Here is an 18,979-nt window from a genome sequence, read left to right as displayed (position 1 = left end):
AGCATAATATGATGTAACAACCTATATAGTTGGTAATAAAAGAAATACTTTTTAATTAAGATTTTGGGGGTTTTGTATATGAATGAAGCAATGGGATTTGTAGCAATTAGAGAAGTAACGAGAGACGAGTTTCTTGTCTTAGCTCAAGACGGAGCTCGTGAGTTGTTTGGACTAGAACAATATAAAGTATTTGATGGCAAGAAAGGCGCGGAGCAATTTCACTTCGTTTACGACATGGGAACACACCGCTGTTATTTAATAGATAAAGACACGTGCTATGAATTGGTCACATCTTTCTATTGTGGTGGAAGTAATCCAGCAATCATTGATAATTTAAAAAACATTGCTTTATCAATTAAATAAATGTATTAACAATTTACGGGGGACTCATAACGAGTTCCTCTTTTTTGTATTGCCCAAAATGCACTTTTACGATTCCACACTTTTTATAGCTGCTCTATCCTTAAATTGTATAAAAATTTTCTCCGAACAAAAAATAACAATATGTTGGTGATCAGGAGGAAAATATGAGCAATTTAAAAAAGAAGAAACATACACCTATTCTCTTAGTTATTCTTTTAAGTACAATGATTTTAACACTTCAGGAAAGCAATACTAATGCCTTTACAAATCAAGCAATTCAACGGGGAGCAGTGGGTGATGATGTTATTGAATTGCAATCTCGTCTAAAATATATTGGATTTTACAAAGGAGAAATTGATGGTGCTTTTGGTTGGGGAACTTACTGGGCGCTTCGAAATTTTCAGTCTGAATTCGGACTCACTGTTGATGGGATAGCAGGTTTAAAAACGAGGCAAAAACTTGTTAAAGTAACGAAATATGATTACTCTAAAGGAGCAGGACAACGTCAAGGTCAAGCTAAAAAATCAACAGCCATAAATGTTCCATCCGGATATTCTCAAAATGATATTCAACTTATGGCAAATGCTGTTCATGGAGAATCACGGGGGGAACCTTATATTGGGCAAGTTGCGGTTGCAGCTGTTATTCTAAACCGTGTTAATAGCCAGACATTTCCTAATACTGTTTCAGGTGTTATCTTTGAACCACTAGCTTTTACTGCGGTGGCTGATGGACAAATTTGGCTAACTCCTAATGAAACATCAAAAAAAGCTGTACTTGATGCCATTAATGGATGGGATCCTACAGGAAATGCGGTTTATTACTTTAATCCTGATACAGCAACAAGTAAGTGGATTTGGGGAAGGCCGCAAATTAAACGAATTGGGAAACATATTTTCTGTAAATAATCCTCAGATAAATGGTTACATATACAATTCTTTGCAAACTTTATTTTTTTTAAAAACACAAAATAGGCTGATTCATTATGAATCAGCCTATTTCAGTGTATTAATTATTGGTTAGTTCGTTTCAACAGTTAATATAGTCTCAGCTATATTAACCGAATGATCCGCAATTCTTTCTAAATTGCTTATTATATCAACGAACACTATCCCAGCATCACCAGAGCATTGTCTTTCGTTTAACCTCATGATGTGTTTTTTTCTAAGAACTCTCTCCATCTTGTCTATCTCATTTTCACGAGATAACACCTCTTTAGCTTTTTCTACATCATTTTCAAAGAAGGCAGAATAAGCTGTTTTTAATGTAGCTAACGTGAATTCATACATTTCCTTTAATTCATTTGTTGCATCGTTTGATAGGTTAACTTTTTTGTTAATTTTAAAATCAACAAGTTCAACGATGTTTTCCATGTGATCACCAATGCGTTCCATATCTCTAATAGAATCGGCTATGTTTGAAAACTCATCTCTTTCTTTTACTGAAAGTGGTTTTGCTGATATTTCAAGTAAATAATTCGTAATTTTTTTATCTAGATTGTTGATTCCTGATTCATATTGAAGAGCATTCTCCGCATGTTTTTTCTCGCCTAGGCTTAAGTATTGAAATGCCTCATCAAGGCCATTGACTGTAAATTCCCCCATTCTTTTTAACTCTTCTTTAGCTTGTCCTAGAGCAATAGATGGTGAATGTTCAATCAAGGTTGGATTTAGATGTTGCGGCTTCGTGTCAATATATTTATCTTCACCAGGAATTAGTTTTGTCACTAACCATGCTAGAGCAAAAATAAATGGAAATTGAATAATGGTATTCGTAATATTAAATGTCCCATGGGCAAAAGCAATCGTCATCGCTGGATTTAAACTTAATGTATCTTGTAAATAAGTAATTAAATATGTGAAAGGAATTAATAGAATTAAAAAGATTACCGTTCCTATCAGGTTGAATAAAACGTGCACAAATGCAGCTCTTCTCGCAGCAATTGAAGTTTCCAAGAGATGCAAGTACTGCTGTAATCGTAGTCCCAATATTATCTCCAAATAATACAGGTAACGCAGCATTCAAACTAATTGCATCCTGTGAGAATAATTCCTGTAAAATCCCGATTGTTGCGCTTGAACTTTGAACAATAACTGTAAAGATGGTACCAACTAGCACACCTAAAATTGGATTACTAGCCATACTTACTGTTAAATCATGAAAAGCTTCTAGTGACCTTAATGGTTTCATTCCTCCACTCATCAATTCTAAACCAAAGAAAAGTGATCCAAAGCCAAAAGCAACTTGTCCAAACGAAGTAATTGCCTTCTTTTTAAAGAAAAAAATACAAAATGCACCAAGAGCAATGATAGGTAAAGCATAGGCACCAACATCAATACCGATGATAAAGGCTGTTACCGTTGTCCCAATATTTGCCCCCATAATGACACCTATTGCTTGTCTTAATGTCATAAATCCAGCACTTACTAGTCCAACCGTTAAAGCCGTTGTTCCAGAGCTAGATTGAATTAGAACTGTTACAAGTAATCCAGCTAACACACCCATAAAAGGATTTGTGGTGAAACGGTCAAGTATATCTTTTAAACGATCTCCTGCTGCTGACTGTAAACCGTCTCCCATGTATTTTATTCCGAAAAGGAAAATTCCAAGTCCTCCTAAAAACTGAAAGAGCATTTCCTGATAGTTAATCTCCAATTGATGTCACTCCTAAATAGTAAAATTAATAAAAATACTCATATATATTAACAATGTAAATATAGGTTGAAAATAATTGAACACCAAATTTACAATATATTAATGAAATCTTTACATTAAATTTACAAAAGACTTATTAAGTAATAGCATCTCTTCTTATTATTGCCAAATATTTAAAAAAATTCCATATTAATTCAACCACTTATATCTCAACTTTCTCTTAGAATAGAAATACGTTCAAATGAAAAGAAAGCACCCAAAATGAGTGCTTCCTTCTTAAATCAATATTATTATTACTTTACCTATTTATTCTTTTAAATCTTCAATTGAATCAATATCCATATATGCAGGTACTACTAACCCTAGCTTTGTTCCAGAAAGGTTTGCACCAAGGTCTTCAAACTTACCTTCGTACTCAGCATAATAATCAGCGTGAGTCGTTGGTAGCCATGCACCTACCATTGCATCTCCACTTCCATCAGCAATACCAGCCCCACATTGGACCTGCATCAACTTGAACTAACTCTACTTCGTATCCAATACTTTCTAAGACATTTTCAACAACATGTGATCCTGCGATTACATCATCCCATGCTACATAAAGAAGCTTTAACTCTTTACCGTCAACCTCGTTAACCCCTTCCGTCCATGAGCTAACTAACTCTTCATTTTCGCTTACCCATTGTTCAGCTGCTTCAGCCGGTTCGTTTCCTTCTTGAATTAAATTCATCACTGTTTCAATATGTTCTGGTTCCCAGTTAAATTGATCAAGAAGCTTATATGCATCAGGTTGGTCTTCTTTTAAGCCAAGACGAACAATTGTGTTAACATCTTCAGCTCCACCATAAATACCTTTTGGATCTTCTAAGTATTTTAAGTCATAGCTTGCAAATTTCCAGTGTGGGCTCCAGCCTGTAACGATAATTGGCTCCTCATTATCGTATGCTTTTTTCAAAGCTGCAGTCATAGCCGCACCTGAACCCTCTACTACTTCCCAATCATCTAAACCATATTCAGGTAATACATCATTAATAGTCAGTTTCATAAGTCCCGCACCTGGATCAATACCCACAATCTCATAGTCTACTTGCTCCCCTACCGATGCTGTTGAACCTTCTGACTCTGAAGATTCTGATCCACTTGTTTCATTTCCTCCACACGCTGCTAAACCTAGCGTTAGTGTTAATGCTGATGTAACTCCTAGTAATTTTTTAAACATTAAACTGTTCCCCCTTCTTTTTTCTTACCTATATTTTGAGTGATGCGGTCTAGCAAAATAGCAATAACAACTATTGCCAAACCAGCTTCAAACCCTACACCTGTTTTTATTTGTGTAACAGCACGATAAACCTCTGTACCAAGCCCAGGAGCTCCAACCATGGATGCGATAACAACCATCGATAAAGCTAGCATGATACTTTGATTGATCCCGGCCATGATTGTTGGCATGGCCAATGGCAGTTGCACTTTTAAAAGTCTTTGCTTCGTTGTAGAACCAAATGCTTCTGTTGCTTCAATTAAGTCTGCTGGTACCTGCTTAATACCAAGTACTGTTAAACGAATGGTTGGTGGCATAGCAAAAATAACAGATGCCACAACCCCTGGGACTACGCCTATACTGAAGAAAAAGATGGCTGGTAGTAAATAAACGAAAGCTGGCATCGTCTGCATCAAATCAAGGATCGGTGTAACGATTTGTCTTACCCTTTCACTCTGTGAAGCCCATATACCAACTGGAATTCCGATCACAATGGAAATCAACACTGCCGTTAAAACAAGAGCGAGTGTTTCTAACATTTCTTCCCAATATCCTAAGTTATCAATAAGAAATAAGCCTAATAATGCAAATAAAGCAATTCTTATATTACAAACCTTCCAAGCTAGTAAACTCAAAAGAATAATTAATATAATAGAAGGGATAAAGCCTAAACCAGCAACAATACCTTCAACAAAAAAGTCTACCCCAGTAGAAATACCATCAAATAAACCACCAAAGGTATTTGTCATCCAATCAACTAAAGCATCAATCCAATCAGCTAAGGGTAACTTCGGTAACATTCCTTCCATCTTACATTACCTCCTTAGCATGGGGTGCTTCAGGTTCGACAACCTCATTGATATATTGTTCATTACCTGTTAGTGCACCAATTACAGCACCCTTGATCAAGATTCCTTTTAAGCGATTTTTTTCATCTGTAACCGCAACAGGAATACTTGCAGTAGATACTTTTTCAAATAAATCAATTAATAACGTTTCCGTTTCAACAACCGTTATGTCTTTTTCTAAGAAAAATTCTAACGACTCATTTTGTTCAGCAGCTTTTGATGCATCTTTTGCCGTAATCACACCAAGAAGCTTCTGCTGTTTATCTACGACATATATAGAAGAAATACCTAAAGTCTTCATTAATTTAAGAGCTACACGTGGACCCTTATCGATTTGAACAGTTTCTGCCCGCTTCATCACATGTTGTGCTGTTAATACCTTAGAAAGATCAACGTCTTCTACAAATCTCTCGACATATTCGTTGGAAGGACTCATTAATATTTCTTCAGGTGTTCCTATTTGTACGATGTTACCATCCTTCATAAGGGCTATTCTGTCGCCGATACGAAGGGCCTCATCTAAATCATGGGTGATAAAGACAATTGTCTTTTCCATATTAGATTGTAACTCTAGCAACTCATCCTGCATGTCTTTTCGAATCAATGGATCCAATGCGCTAAATGCTTCATCCATTAAAAGCACATCAGGATCATTTGCCAGTGCTCTCGCCAGTCCAACACGTTGCTGCATTCCACCACTTAGCTGACTAGGGTATTGATTTTCATAGCCCTTTAATCCAACTAGTTCTAGTGCCTCTAAGGCTTTTTTACTTCTTTCTTCCTTAACTACACCTTGAATTTCTAATCCATATTCCGTGTTCTCAAGGACTGTTTTATGTGGAAATAAAGCAAACTTTTGAAAAACCATACTTATTTTCTTTCTTCGTACTTCTCTTAGTTCTTCCTTATTCATTTTGACAACATCTTTTCCGTCAATTTGAACTTGCCCTAATGTTGGTTCAATCAGACGATTAAGCAATCGAACTAAGGTAGATTTACCACTTCCGGATAACCCCATAATCACGAAGATTTCGCCTGACTTAACTTCAAAGGATGCCCGGTTAACCCCAACTGTTGAGCCTGTTTCCTTTAAAATTTGTTCCTTTGATTTTCCTTCTTTCACTAACTGTAAGGCCTTCTTTGTTGATTTCCCAAAAACTTTGGTAACTTCACTGACCTTAATCTTTATGTGATTTTCTTCCATTCTTACACCTCTTTATTCTCTTTCTCTTTAGGACTTCTTAATTATAAACAGATAATTCAGTATAGTTCAAACAGTGTATATTATGTTTATTGTATGTATAGTACGTACAGAAATAACTGTACGTACTATACATACATATTCCTTATAATTACTCCTAAATACTCCCTATTCTTATGTAAAGGAGCCCTTTACATTTTATTTATTAATGGGTAGTGTAGAATTAACATATGAATAAAAACATTTTAGGATGTGAATTTATTTGAAAGACAACGAAACATTAAACAAAACCCGAAATGTGGTTATAGATGCAATTGCTCAAAATATGAACCTTTATGGTATCACCCCTTCTGCTGGGCGGTTATACGGTCTCCTATTCTTCTCAGATAAACCGCTTACACTTGATGATATGAAAGAAGAGCTTGGGATGAGTAAAACAAGTATGAGTAATTCGGTTCGAAGCTTACTTGATTTAAATATGGTGGAAAAGGTCTGGGTAAAAGGAGAAAGAAAAGATTTGTACACAATCAAAGAAGATTGGTATCAATGCTTTTTTGACTTTTTCTCTATTAAGTGGAGAACAGCCATTACGACGAATAGCAGTGCGATGGAAAAATCAATAGCACATTTGCAAGAGCTCGTTGATGATCCGGATACTTCCGATGAAATCCGAGAACATGCCCAAAAAGATATCAAAAAACTCGAGGAGAGAATGGAATATTACGAATGGCAAAACAGACTCATTGACAGTTTTGAGACAAGAGAAATTTTGAACTTTATTCCTATCGAGAAGGACAAGGAGTAGAACAAATTGCTTCTTTGTTTTCTTCATAATAAAGAATAATATAGAAAGATCTTCCTTCACTCTAATCCCCATAAATAAGAAAGAAAAGGCATCAATTCCTCCAAGAATTGATGTTCTTTTATTAAATAGAAGAAATCCGGTCCTTGCCTACTTTTAGCAAAAAGGCAATTTTTGAACCATTTATAGTATTAGTTTTATTTCTCGCCCTATCCAAAAACTTGTTTTTAATATTAACTCATACATAATTCCTGACCTTTTGGCGAAACATAATTAATGATATTCCCTTGAATATCATTATCCTAATACGAGGTGATAAAATAATGAGCTATAAAGATCAATTAGATCAACAATCTCAGTTATTTCACCATAGATGGACAAGTCGTAAGCATTTAAATTCTCAAGTAAATGGTGAAACACAAGTAACACAAAATACCATTAGAGCAAGAGGAAATGCAAAAGCACATCGCATGTTTTAGGATAAATGACAATCAACTATAGGGATATTTAAAGAGGCCTATGCTTTGGGCATAGGCCTTTTTTATGAAGATAAAAATTGATCAATAACAGACTTATTTTCCTCAAGGTCAATGTTTAAAACTGCACCTACATTATTATATCGCTCATTTGTATAGGATCCGTCCACAGGAATTCGTAATGTTGTTAAGTCATTTGATTGATTTTTTATTAAATCTTTTCCTAACATTAACAAGGTTATAGAATCCATATTCGTATCCACATAAGGATCTATTACACCCAAAAGCTTCGGAAGCTTTATGATCGTCCCAATGCTTAAAGATTCCTCTTTTAGTTTTCCAATTATTTCTTGTTGCCTTTGAACCCGACCAAAATCACTTAATCGGTCATGCCTAAACCTTACATATCCTAGCAGTTCTTTACCATGTAAAATTTGTGTCCCTGGCTCTATTGTTATCCCAATACCATGAGACATTTCATAAGGGACATCTACCTCAATCCCATCTGGTGCTAGAACATCTGCGATCTTAGAAAATCCCTCAAAGTCAACCACAGCATAGTAGTTTATATCGATCTGAAAGTTTTCTTTTATTGTTTGTCTAAGAAGTTCTGGTCCTCCAAATGCATAAGCAGCATTTATTTTTTGCTTACCATGTCCTGGTATCGTTACATAAATATCTCTCATAATAGAAATTAACTTTGATTGGTGTGCCTTTTGATCATATTGGGCAATCATGATCGTATCTGTTCTTGCATTTACTTCACCACGGGAATCACTCCCCAATAAGAGTACATTTATTTTACCTAACTTTACATCTTCACCATGAAAAACTTGCTCAGTATCTTCGAGAAATTTTCCATCACTAGCAAGTGAAAGTCCTTGTTTATATTGATACGTTGCATAAGCACTTACACCACCAAACAATATAATAAAAATAATTAGAAATATCCTTTTCCCTCTCTTACGCATCTTTCTTCGACTAGTCCTCTCCATCTTGCACACCTACTTCTGTGATTTACACCAATACACGTTAAAAATTCAAAATTATTTAAAGTACCGAGTATTCATTACTAGTAACAATCCGTTTTTATATCTCTTGGACCGATAATTACGACTTAATCTTTAGGACGTTTGTGATGATCTGAATAGCCATTGCATCATCGATATATCCAAGCGGAAAAATATAATCCGGAATAACATCCACTGATACAATAAAGTAGATTAATGCACTCCCAATCATTACTAATTCCTTGGGTGTTCCCTTTTTAAACCGGAATTTTTCATACAAATCCTTTAGTTGATTTATGAAGGGACCAATGCTCCCAGTTTTTTTCAGCTTATCAGTAAAGCTCTCCAAAATATTTTCTTTCCCCTCTTCTGTCTCCACATATTTTTCAAAATTAGCTAATTGCTGTTCAACCTCACCAATACTAAACTTGTTCTCTATAACATTAGAGGACTCAAGTAAGCTTTGAATATTCTCAACAGACATAAAGATATCCGGCTGATCTAGTTCCTTTTTTTCTTCATTTTGGAACCCTGCAGCAATAAAAAAATCAGAGATAGGTACTCCAAAACATTTAGAAAACTTTTGTAAATGTTCAGGCTTTGCCTTCCGTTTACCATTAACAATCCTCGAAATTGTTGCTGTGTCAATTTCTGTAAGTTCACTAAGTTTTCTCATTGAAATCGATCTTTCTTTTAATAATTTCTTCAATAATAGTCCAAGTTCGTTTTCTATATTTTTATCTGACATTTTTTCTATCCTCTCAATCAGTGGTTATGTAGAAGCAATAGACAATGTTTGTCAACAAATCTATAAGCAATATATATATTACTTGACAAATTGTCAACATACAATCCAGTTTTTTATAGTGCAATCTAAAAAATGATCGTTAAGATGCTCATGTTTACCTTTAATCAATTAATTCAAAAAGGTTTGTTGACAAAAGTAAATCTATTTCGTTGACATTTTGTCAACAACCTTTTATAGTGAAACGTGCTTATAGTCTATTATTTTCTATGATCATCACTTACTTGCATTTTGTGATCAACTTTATGAATCTACATTAATTACTAGCCTAGCATTACTTATTGTTTGGCGATCTACTTTCAAGAAAAAATATTGTAATAGTTTAATGAAAAAAGGTTTGAATAGTTTTGAAACAACAAGAAAACCAGATTGATTACTACTTATTATTTATCTTATTTGGATTATTTATTTTTAGTTTGTTGGCAGTGTATAGTGGCTCGGGTCAGTATCAAACACATGATCCCTTTTACTTTGTGAAGAGACAGGCAATATGGTATGTCATTGGAATAATTGTCATGTTAAGTGTGGCTTCATTTGATTTTGAACTTCTTGAAAGAATGGCTAAACCTTTATATGTATTTTGTATCTTTTTGTTAATTATCGTCCATTTTTTCGGTACATACAAAAATGGTTCACAACGTTGGATCAATTTAGGCTTTTTGAGTTACAGTACCTCTGAATTTATGAAGGTTTTCTTAATCATATTCTCTGCAGCGATCTTAAATAAATCCGATAACGAAAGACTTTCATTTAAGGCTAGTATACCGATCACCTATTATCCCCTTCTATTTAATTCTAGTTCAGCCTGATTTAGGGTCTGCTCTAGTCATCGGAGCTGTATTCTATACTTTACTAATTGTTTCACGAATTTCCTATCTCATGATCCTTTTTTTATCTGCTAATATTATGGGATTCATTTTTTTGTTAGTTTACCTACACAATCATTTTTTTAGTGTATTTATCAAAATTATAAAACCTCACCAATTAGATCGGATATATGGCTGGTCAAGTCCCTATGAATATGCATCTAGTTTTGGTTATCAATTGATACAAGCAATTCAAGGTATAGGGTCAGGCCAGCTTACCGGAACAGGGTATAACCAAGGAATACAAGTACAAAGTGGAAGAATACCTGAAGCACATACAGACTTCATTTTTTCTGTTATCGGGGAAGAATTTGGATTTATTGGAGCTAGTATTTTTATTAGCTTGTACTTTTTATTAATGTATCGAATTATCAAGATTGCTATCCATTCAAATAGTGTTTATGGATTTTATATATGTATAGGAACTGTTGGGCTATTAAGCTTTCAAACATTTCAAAATATAGCAATGACTATTGGTATGATGCCAATTACCGGATTAAATTTGCCGTTTGTGAGTTATGGGGGAAGTGCACTGCTAACCAATATGATTGCGATTGGATTAGTTTTAAGTGTTAACATTCGAACAAGAAAATATATGTTTAGTTAGCATGAATTCATATTAAAACCGATACATGTAGGTGTTTATATGGTCTTAAAATATTTTAGAAAAGTAGATTTTCCATTATTTTTTGCTTTTCTTATGTTATGTATGTTCGGGCCATCATGGTTTATAGTGCGAGTTACCCAATAGGAATAATTAAATATCAAGCTCCTACCTATTTCTTTTCAAAACAACTTCGGTGGTTTTTGATAGGTTCTATTGTTTTTATTATTAATTCAATCTTACCCTATCGATTGTATGGAAAACTTAGTACTTTATTCGTCATGCTCTCAATTATGTTGTTATTGTTAGTGTTAATTCCAGGTATTGGAGTGGAGCGATATAACTCTCAGAGATGGATTCAGCTTGGGATATTCGTTATACAGCCTCTGAAGCTGTAAAACTACTAATGTCTATCTACTTTGCCTACATTTATGCTAAAAAACAAACTTACCTGCATGACTTTAATAGAGGGGTTTTACCTCCGCTTTTTGTTTTGGCATCTGTTTTTCTATTAGTACTAAAGCAACCGGATTTAGGAACAGCTACTTCCATTCTTCTCACCTGTGGTATTATTCTTTTATGTTCTGGCGTGAGGAAAATACACTTGTTTATTTTAGGCAGTTCAGCACTAGTAGGTGTGAGTTTTTTTGCTATAACAGCACCATATCGTCTACGAAGACTAATGTCCTTCCTAAACCCTTTTGATGACCCAATTAGGTGATGGATACCAATTAATACAGTCCTTTTATGCAATTGAATCCGGAGGGGTGTTGGGAAGAGGTTTAGGTAATAGTATCCAAAAGCTAGGATATCTTCCTGAAGCTCATACAGACTTTATTATGGCTGTTATCTTGGAGGAACTAGGCATATTTGGATTATTATTCGTAACGATTTTATATTTATTTATCATGCTTCGTGGGGTATCTAATGCAAGGAAACATACAAACGCTTTTCCTAAATTATTAGCTATTGGTCTTACTTTTCAAATCATGATATAAGTAATATTTAATTTAGGAGCAGTTTCAGGGTTACTCCCTATTACTGGGATAACTCTACCTTTTATCAGTTATGGTGGTTCGTCACTTGTATTCATGCTGTTCTCAGCAGGCATATTGGTGAATTTATCTTCAAGTGTAAAGGTTACTACTGGCAGATCTCCTCATTAACGTAGGTCATTTTTATAACAATTGCATATAAAGTTGTTCATTATAATCAAATACAAAAAATAGCTTCAACTCTTTCAATAAAGAATTGAAGCTTAACATACTAAGAAAACTCATATTATATCAAGTTTAACTACGAATCTTATCTACTAAATTTAGTCCCTCTTTTATAGATTTTAGAGTTAGTTCGTTTGACCATTCAGGTTTATCAGGATAAGCAAATACAGAGTTTGTTACAATTCCATTGAATTTCATTTCTCTTAGTTTACGATATAACGCATCAAAGTTTATTTCCCCTTCACCAGGATTCAAATGCTGGTGAATTGTTACATTTGCATTTGGCGGGTTAACAATATAACGCAATCCAAATGCTGCTTTATGGTTTAAAGTATCTGCAATTAGAACATGAGCAAGTAAATCTCCTGCTTCTTCTAAGTGTTTCTCTACATCACCAATCCCATCATCATAAAAGAAAGCATGTGCGACAGAATAAACGAGTTTAATCCAATCTTTATCAAGTGCGCGAATCATTTGGATAGCTTCTGTATTTAACTCAATAAAATCATTAGGGTGAGATTGTAAATTAAGTTTAATCCCTTCTTTTTCAAAAAGTGGCATTAACTCATCCATCGATTTAACAAAAGCTGCTTCGCTGTCAACCGGACGGCTTTTGTCACCAGCAAATTCGCTGTTCATTAAATCTACTCCGAGGTCAGAAGTGATTTCAATACAACGTTTCCAGTTTCTCACAGCAGCTTGACGTTCTTCTTCAATTGGTGAAGACCATTGCTGAACAGGTAGTACAGAAGAAATTTTTACCCCTGCATCCAAACAATATCTCTTTAAATCTCTAATCTTTTGTTTATCAACCTTTGGGTATTCATAAAACCAAATAAAATCCTTACGTGGGGATAACTCAACGTATTCATATCCTAATCGGGCAACTGCATCAATTGTATCTTTTAAATTTGTGTTATCACGATAATGTGATGGATCATATGCTAAACGCAATGCAAACATCTCCTTTTTACATATTTTATTTAATTGTTATTCCTAACTAATGCTCCTTACTTATCTCAGCATTTTTATTGCTTCCCCATAAAACTAAGAAAAAGCTAGCAACAATGCCCAATATTCCCGTAAAATAAAAGCCTGCTGAAATACCGAAACTTGAATTAAGAAAACCAGCTAGAAGTGGACCAGTAAACATGCGCGTGGTGTACTTCATCTTCAGCAAAGTAACTTGAGTAGAGGACTGTAAATACAACCCAAGTTGCCGCTGCAATCCCTGCAAGAGATCGCCCCAAAAGAACCCAACCAAGACTATCCGTTACAGCAAATACAACACAACTCATTGACCCGATTAATAAACCAAAGATCATGAATGGTTTTCTAAGCTTCATTAGATCTGAAAAGATACCTATTGGAAGTCTAAATAAAAACTGCATTAAACCATAGCTACTAAGAACAATTCCAATGAAAATATACTCGCTTCCCAACAACTCCATATAGGGAGTTAATACAGGTAAATAGATAAAATGCGGAAACCAAAGAGTAAAAGATACAAATAGAAAGATCCAGTTGTTCCTAACGAAATTATAGTTGCTCAAAGGCTCACTCCGTTTTAAAAAGAAAGGTTGAGATAAAGGAACAGTCCTATTAAAATGAAATCGATTACTTCATATTGAGTAACTGCTCCTCTCAACCTTTTAATCTATAATATTACCAGCGTGCTGTTACCATTTTTTTACGCGTATAGAACTCTACGCCATCTGGACCATTTGCATGAAGATCACCATAGAATGATTTCTTCCAACCAGAAAATGGGAAGAACGCCATTGGAGCAGGAACACCTAAGTTTACACCTAACATACCCGCATCAATTGTTTCACGGAATTGACGTACATTGCTTCCACTTGATGTATAAATACATGCACCATTTGCAAAATCAGATTCATTTGTTAAAGAAATTGCTTCCTCTAAAGTATTTACACGTACAACTGATAGTACTGGAGCAAAGATTTCCTCTTTCCAGATTGTCATTTCTGTATTTACATTATCAAAAATTGTAGGTCCTACAAAGTAACCTTGACCTGACGCAGCTGCGTCTTTACGTCCATCACGTACCAATGTAGCTCCTTCTTTTTCTCCAAGCTCAATGTATTTTTCTGTTTTTTCTTTATGAGAATCACGAATAACTGGTCCAAGGAATATACCTTCATCTAAACCATTTCCGATTGTAATATCGCTAACTGCTTCAACCAACTTTTCCATAAATGGATCTGCAATTTCGCCTACAGCCACAACAACCGCAGCAGCCATACAACGTTCTCCAGCTGAACCATAAGCAGCATTCATAATTTGGTTAACTGCGTTATCTAAGTCTGCGTCAGGCATAACAATTGAGTGATTTTTTGCTCCTGCAAGTGCTTGAACACGTTTGCCATGATTTGAAGCAGTTTTATAAACATATTCCGCAACTGGTTGTGAACCTACGAATGAGATTCCCTTTACTTGTGGGTGCTCAAGTAAACCATTCACAACATCATGTGCACCATGAACGATATTAAATACTCCTTCTGGAAGGCCAGCTTCTGTAAACAATTCAGCAAGACGATTTGCGAGTAATGGTGTACGCTCAGATGGTTTTAAAACAAACGTATTTCCACATGCAATAGCTAATGGGAACATCCAACAAGGAACCATCATTGGGAAGTTAAATGGTGAAATACCACCGATAACACCAATCGGATAACGATACATTCCAGATTCAACATTTGTCGCGATATCTGGAAGCTGCTTACCCATCATTAAAGTAGGAGCACCTGCTGCAAACTCAACACATTCAATCCCACGTTGAACCTCACCATATGCTTCGTTATAGCTTTTTCCATTTTCTAACGTTACTAAGCGAGCTAGCTCATCCCAATTGTCTACAAGTAATTGTTGATATTTAAAAAGGATTCTTGCTCTACGAGGTACAGCTGTTTTGCTCCATGATTTAAACGCTTCTGCTGCTACTTCAACTGCATGATCTAAATCTTCACGACTAGAAATTGGTACATGAGCTAGCGCTTCACCTGTTGCTGGATTTGGAACAACTTCAGTTTTACCAGAATTAGATTCTACCCATTTTCCACCGATATAGTTTTTTAAATTTTCAACTGTTACTGTGTTTGACATAATCAAATACTCCTCCCTTTTTTCAACAATCTATTCTTTCATGCTACGTTAATCGTTTTCATTCTCTTTATCTCGTTAATTAAGATAAGGTATAAAAAACGTAAGTAGCATAACAACTTAACTGAAATCGATTTCAATTAAAACTTTAAAGACTCTTTCCTACAAGACCTATTCTAAATGAAAAATATGTTTTTGTAAACGCTTTTCCCATAACTTTTTCCATTAAATTCTCCACCAAATTTCACTGTTATTCTAGGTTTTAAGAGCATTAACATTCTTAACTAGTCTATTGATCGATATGTACTTGCCCTGCACTGTCTCCACATTTACATGAAATCAATTCAGAAATCGATTTCATTTACGAATTTACACCATTTCTAAAGTCTCTTTCACATCAATCTCTTTTCGAGTGGATCCTCTAACGATTAACTCATCTTTAAAGACAATTTTCTTATTGTGCAGCTCCTGATTATTGATTAACTTTAATAAGATTTCCATCGCCTTTTTACCAATTTCATACTTTGGTTGATCAATCGTTGTGATTGATGGTTCATTTATTGAAGACATTTTAATATTGTCAAAGCCAACAACAGCAAGGTCATTCGGAACGTTTACTCCACTATCCTTTGCTGCTTTTATAGCTCCTAAGGCCATTTCATCATTAAAAGCAAATACGGCTGTTGGAGGTACTTCTAATGCTAGTAATTTCATCATTTGATGATAACCTGATTCAAATTTAAAATCTCCTTCTTGTATATAGGAAGATTCCACCTCTAAGTTTTGACTCATCATCGCTTGCTTAAATCCACGGAGGCGATCTCGACTAAGTATAACATTTATAGAGCCTGATATATGAGCGATTTTAGTATGACCTAAAGATATCAGGTGCTCTGTTGCCTTTCTAGCACTACTAACATTATCGATTGAAACGGTTGGCACATTTAGTCCATCTATATATTCACATGCAAGTACTAAAGGGAATTGTGTTGAAAGTTCTTCCAACCTTACTTTATCTTGTCTAGCTGTTAATAATATCATTCCATCAACTTGTTTTTGCAACAACAAATCTACATAATCCTTTTCTCTTTCAATATTGTTCTCTGTATCACCTAATATCACTTGATACCCATTCTTTAGAGCAACATGCTCAATCCCCCGTAACACTTTCGAAAAAAAGGCACTTGTAATGTCAGGTACAACAACGAGGATATTTCTTGTTTTTTGTGTTCTAAATTGCCTTGCAACGATATGAGGCTTGTAGTTTACTTGATTAATAACCTCTAATACCTTGCTCCTTGTCTCCTCACTCACCAGCTCTGGATGACAAATAACCCTTGACACTGTTGCTGGAGAAACATTCGCCAACTTAGCTACATCGTTCATTTTCATTATGACCGCTCACCTTCAGAGAGTATTCAGTTTTCACCAATCCAATTATTTACTTATTGAAGAATTAATACCTGTTAATCAATAAGTTATTGTAATCGATTACATTTTTTTGTAAAGGAATCACTATTCTTGTGTAGTGATTAGTCCATATTTTCGTTATTCATTGTATTTATATAACAAAAGCAAGCCATGAGAAAAATGCTTCATGGCATATTTTTTACTAGCTCTGATGATTCCCTTACAATCAATTCATCTTTCATAACAAACCTTTTCTTTTGAAGTGCTTCACCATTAATTAAATTTAGTAATAATTCCATTGCTTTTTTACCAATTTCATACTTAGGTTGATCAATCGTCGTTAAGTTCGGCTCAATAACGGAAGCCATTTTAATATTATCAAACCCTACAATAGCCACATCATTTGGTACCAAAAGATTACTATCTTTCACTGCCTTTATTGCTCCCATTCCCATTTCATCATTAAAAGCAAAAACTGCTGTAGGAGGAGCTTCTAAGGCTAATAACTTTAACATTTGGTTATAACCAGATTCAAAAGTAAAATCCCCTTCTTGAATATAAGCCGAATCAATTTCTAAATCATGACTCATCATTGCCTGCTGAAAGCCTCTTAATCGATCTCGCCCCAATACTACATTTATAGGTCCAGTTATATGGGCAATTTTAGTATGCCCCTGTTGAATTAGATGCTCAGTCACTTTCCTAGCACTACTAATATTATCAATTGAAACAGTTGGAACATTTGACCCATCCATATACTCACAAGCTAAAACCATCGGAAAATGCTCAGCAATCTCTTCTAGCTTTTCTTTATCTTGTCTAGCCGTTAACAGAACCATTCCATCTGCTTGTTTCTGCAGCAATAAATTAATATATTCTAGCTCACGATCTGTATCGTTTTCAGTGTCTCCTAATATAACCTGATAACCGTTTTTAACAGCAACATGCTCTATGCCACGAAGAACCCTTGAAAAGAAAGCGCTTGTAATATCTGGCACAACAACAAGAATAATCTTCGTTTCTTTTGTTCGAAACTGCCTTGCTACAATATGAGGCTTGTAATTTACTTTATTAATCACTTCCATGACTTTTTCTCTTGTTTCCTTACTAACCAAGTCAGGATTACTTAACACTCTTGAAACTGTTGCAGGTGATACGTTGGCTAATTTGGCAACATCACTCATTTTCATCTATTCAATTCACTCACCTTCGATAAACACAATGTAGCAGATATAATCTAACGAAAATACCATTATTAATTCATTATTATACTAGTTATTCTAAATGATTTTTTATAATTTATTTAATTTAAAGCTCGACCATACTTTTTATTTTACCATGTAATAAGGTTGAATACATTATTTCATTTTGAGTGAATCACTGAAGAATGGGTATGTCATAAATAAAGAGGCTATTTTACTTTTAAAAATAAAATAGCCTCTTTTTTATATACCAGTAGTAACATCAACCACTTTTCCACTTGATTGAAATTCTCTCATTTTTTCTTTAACCGTTTCTACGATCGCTTCTTTACCTGGGGTCGTAATAGCACGATGATCATACACGTTTAAGTCACTATTTAACTTATCACGAACCGCTTCAGTCCAAGCTTGTAAACACTCAGTATTTACATTAATTTTAGCATGCCCTAGCTCAATTGCCTGATGAATCTGATAAAGTGGTATTCCTGAACCACCGTGTAAAACAAGCGGAACACCTGTGAGTTCAGAAATTATTTTCATTTCAGCAAAACCCAGTTTTGGCTCACCTTGGTAAGGGCCATGAACCGATCCAAGTGCTGCTGCTAGTGCATCAACCCCTGTTTCTTCAACAAGCTGAACACATTCGTCTGGGTCTGCATATCTTACTCCACCAACCAGACCGTCTTCCATTCCACCAACAGTTCCTACTTCAGCTTCAACCGAAACCAGTCTAGCATGTGCGTATTCAACCACTTGCTTGGTCATCTGAATATTTTCTTCAATAGTAAAATGTGACCCATCAATCATTACAGATGTAAAACCAGCATCAATTGCTTTTTTACATCTTCCTACACTTATACCATGATCCAAATGAAGAGCAACCGGCACTGTAATTGACATTTCTTCAATTAACGCTTTTACCATTGCAGCAATTGTTTTAAAGCCACCTAGATAGTCAACAAGTCGATCAGATGCAGCAACAATAACAGGAGATTGCTCTTCTTCTGCTGCCTGTAAAATCGCTTGAGCCCACTGTAGACTATTTAAGTTAAATTGACCTACAGCATACTTTCCTTCTTTCGCCATTAATAGCATTTGTTCCATAGAAACTAAAGCCACTTTTATACACCCCCTTA

General features: G+C 34.9%; 16 protein-coding genes and 3 pseudogenes. 6 read left to right on the top strand and 13 right to left on the bottom strand.

Annotated features, from left to right (window positions below):
• Positions 1-78 precede the first annotated feature (78 nt).
• Positions 79-363, top strand: a complete 285-nt coding sequence (locus MVE64_RS19020; protein WP_247340288.1) for a hypothetical protein — start codon at positions 79-81, stop codon at positions 361-363.
• A gap of 164 nt (positions 364-527) precedes the next feature.
• Complete coding sequence (sleB, locus tag MVE64_RS19015) at positions 528-1,271, top strand: spore cortex-lytic enzyme (protein ID WP_247340287.1); 744 nt, start codon at positions 528-530, stop codon at positions 1,269-1,271.
• 111 nt (positions 1,272-1,382) lie between these two features.
• Here the strand turns inward: sleB and MVE64_RS19010 are convergent.
• The 5 genes and pseudogenes from MVE64_RS19010 to proV all read right to left on the bottom strand — a co-directional run bounded on the left by MVE64_RS19010 (position 1,383) and on the right by proV (position 6,328).
• Positions 1,383-3,018, bottom strand: a pseudogene (locus MVE64_RS19010) (Na/Pi cotransporter family protein).
• Positions 3,019-3,324: 306 nt separating this feature from the next.
• Positions 3,325-3,528 carry a glycine betaine ABC transporter substrate-binding protein gene (locus MVE64_RS27840; protein ID WP_345740841.1) on the bottom strand — a complete coding sequence of 68 codons (204 nt, stop codon included), beginning with the start codon at positions 3,526-3,528 and terminating at the stop codon, positions 3,325-3,327.
• A complete protein-coding gene (locus tag MVE64_RS19005) occupies positions 3,497-4,237 on the bottom strand; it encodes a glycine betaine ABC transporter substrate-binding protein (protein ID WP_345740655.1) in 741 nt (246 codons plus the stop codon). Before MVE64_RS19005 ends, MVE64_RS27840 begins: the two co-directional genes overlap by 32 nt.
• Positions 4,237-5,076, bottom strand: a complete 840-nt coding sequence (locus MVE64_RS19000; RefSeq protein WP_379052865.1) for an ABC transporter permease — start codon at positions 5,074-5,076, stop codon at positions 4,237-4,239. The genes MVE64_RS19005 and MVE64_RS19000 overlap by 1 nt, the downstream gene beginning before the upstream one ends.
• A gap of 10 nt (positions 5,077-5,086) precedes the next feature.
• Entirely contained in the window at positions 5,087-6,328 is a 1,242-nt protein-coding gene (gene proV / locus MVE64_RS18995; RefSeq protein WP_247340284.1) for a glycine betaine/L-proline ABC transporter ATP-binding protein ProV, read from the bottom strand.
• Positions 6,329-6,587: 259 nt separating this feature from the next.
• Here proV and MVE64_RS18990 point away from each other — a divergent pair, with 259 nt between their 5' ends.
• Together MVE64_RS18990 and MVE64_RS18985 are read left to right on the top strand one after the other, a co-directional pair.
• Entirely contained in the window at positions 6,588-7,130 is a 543-nt protein-coding gene (locus MVE64_RS18990; RefSeq protein WP_247340282.1) for a GbsR/MarR family transcriptional regulator, read from the top strand.
• Positions 7,131-7,450: 320 nt separating this feature from the next.
• The gene (locus tag MVE64_RS18985) at positions 7,451-7,606 is read left to right on the top strand and encodes a YpzG family protein (protein ID WP_098799364.1); all 156 of its coding nucleotides are present in this window, start codon (positions 7,451-7,453) and stop codon (positions 7,604-7,606) included.
• Positions 7,607-7,668: 62 nt separating this feature from the next.
• Here MVE64_RS18985 and MVE64_RS18980 read toward each other — a convergent pair whose 3' ends face one another.
• Complete coding sequence (locus tag MVE64_RS18980; protein ID WP_247340281.1) at positions 7,669-8,598, bottom strand: LCP family protein; 930 nt, start codon at positions 8,596-8,598, stop codon at positions 7,669-7,671.
• 115 nt (positions 8,599-8,713) lie between these two features.
• Positions 8,714-9,361 (bottom strand): helix-turn-helix domain-containing protein, encoded by a 648-nt coding sequence (locus MVE64_RS18975; RefSeq protein ID WP_247340280.1) that lies wholly within the window; start codon positions 9,359-9,361, stop codon positions 8,714-8,716.
• A gap of 404 nt (positions 9,362-9,765) precedes the next feature.
• Between MVE64_RS18975 and MVE64_RS18970 the strand changes: the two are divergent.
• Positions 9,766-10,891 (top strand): annotated as a pseudogene (locus MVE64_RS18970) (FtsW/RodA/SpoVE family cell cycle protein).
• A gap of 39 nt (positions 10,892-10,930) precedes the next feature.
• A pseudogene (gene ftsW / locus MVE64_RS18965) lies at positions 10,931-12,054 on the top strand (putative lipid II flippase FtsW).
• Between the two features lie 126 nt (positions 12,055-12,180).
• On the opposite strand, the gene MVE64_RS18960 reads toward ftsW, so the two are convergent.
• The 6 genes from MVE64_RS18960 to fba all read right to left on the bottom strand — a co-directional run bounded on the left by MVE64_RS18960 (position 12,181) and on the right by fba (position 18,962).
• On the bottom strand, positions 12,181-13,062 hold the full coding sequence (locus tag MVE64_RS18960) for a sugar phosphate isomerase/epimerase family protein (RefSeq protein WP_247340276.1): 882 nt from the start codon (positions 13,060-13,062) through the stop codon (positions 12,181-12,183).
• Positions 13,063-13,226: 164 nt separating this feature from the next.
• Positions 13,227-13,661 carry an MFS transporter gene (locus MVE64_RS18955; protein WP_247340275.1) on the bottom strand — a complete coding sequence of 145 codons (435 nt, stop codon included), beginning with the start codon at positions 13,659-13,661 and terminating at the stop codon, positions 13,227-13,229.
• Between the two features lie 112 nt (positions 13,662-13,773).
• Positions 13,774-15,234, bottom strand: a complete 1,461-nt coding sequence (locus MVE64_RS18950; RefSeq protein ID WP_247340274.1) for a CoA-acylating methylmalonate-semialdehyde dehydrogenase — start codon at positions 15,232-15,234, stop codon at positions 13,774-13,776.
• Positions 15,235-15,600: 366 nt separating this feature from the next.
• Positions 15,601-16,626, bottom strand: a complete 1,026-nt coding sequence (locus MVE64_RS18945) for a LacI family DNA-binding transcriptional regulator (RefSeq protein ID WP_247347158.1) — start codon at positions 16,624-16,626, stop codon at positions 15,601-15,603.
• Between the two features lie 200 nt (positions 16,627-16,826).
• Entirely contained in the window at positions 16,827-17,831 is a 1,005-nt protein-coding gene (locus MVE64_RS18940; protein WP_247340272.1) for a LacI family DNA-binding transcriptional regulator, read from the bottom strand.
• Positions 17,832-18,086: 255 nt separating this feature from the next.
• The gene (gene fba / locus MVE64_RS18935; RefSeq protein WP_247340270.1) at positions 18,087-18,962 is read right to left on the bottom strand and encodes a class II fructose-1,6-bisphosphate aldolase; all 876 of its coding nucleotides are present in this window, start codon (positions 18,960-18,962) and stop codon (positions 18,087-18,089) included.
• Positions 18,963-18,979 lie beyond the last annotated feature (17 nt).

Source organism: Metabacillus endolithicus (assembly GCF_023078335.1).
Taxonomy (GTDB): Bacteria; Bacillota; Bacilli; order Bacillales; family Bacillaceae; genus Metabacillus; species Metabacillus endolithicus.
The sequence above is the reverse complement of the archived record's forward strand: the minus strand, read 5'-3'. Positions and strand labels throughout refer to the sequence as shown.

Bases quoted from the DNA above. Each gene is read 5' to 3' on its own strand.
- MVE64_RS19020 (WP_247340288.1), top strand. From the start codon at position 79: ATGAATGAAGCAATGGGATTTGTAGCAATTAGAGAAGTAACGAGAGAC.
- sleB (WP_247340287.1), top strand. From the start codon at position 528: ATGAGCAATTTAAAAAAGAAGAAACATACACCTATTCTCTTAGTTATT.
- MVE64_RS27840 (WP_345740841.1), bottom strand. From the start codon at position 3,528: ATGCAGGTCCAATGTGGGGCTGGTATTGCTGATGGAAGTGGAGATGCA.
- MVE64_RS19005 (WP_345740655.1), bottom strand. From the start codon at position 4,237: ATGTTTAAAAAATTACTAGGAGTTACATCAGCATTAACACTAACGCTA.
- MVE64_RS19000 (WP_379052865.1), bottom strand. From the start codon at position 5,076: ATGTTACCGAAGTTACCCTTAGCTGATTGGATTGATGCTTTAGTTGAT.
- proV (WP_247340284.1), bottom strand. From the start codon at position 6,328: ATGGAAGAAAATCACATAAAGATTAAGGTCAGTGAAGTTACCAAAGTT.
- MVE64_RS18985 (WP_098799364.1), top strand. From the start codon at position 7,451: ATGAGCTATAAAGATCAATTAGATCAACAATCTCAGTTATTTCACCAT.
- MVE64_RS18980 (WP_247340281.1), bottom strand. From the start codon at position 8,598: ATGGAGAGGACTAGTCGAAGAAAGATGCGTAAGAGAGGGAAAAGGATA.
- MVE64_RS18975 (WP_247340280.1), bottom strand. From the start codon at position 9,361: ATGTCAGATAAAAATATAGAAAACGAACTTGGACTATTATTGAAGAAA.
- MVE64_RS18950 (WP_247340274.1), bottom strand. From the start codon at position 15,234: ATGTCAAACACAGTAACAGTTGAAAATTTAAAAAACTATATCGGTGGA.
- MVE64_RS18940 (WP_247340272.1), bottom strand. From the start codon at position 17,831: ATGAAAATGAGTGATGTTGCCAAATTAGCCAACGTATCACCTGCAACA.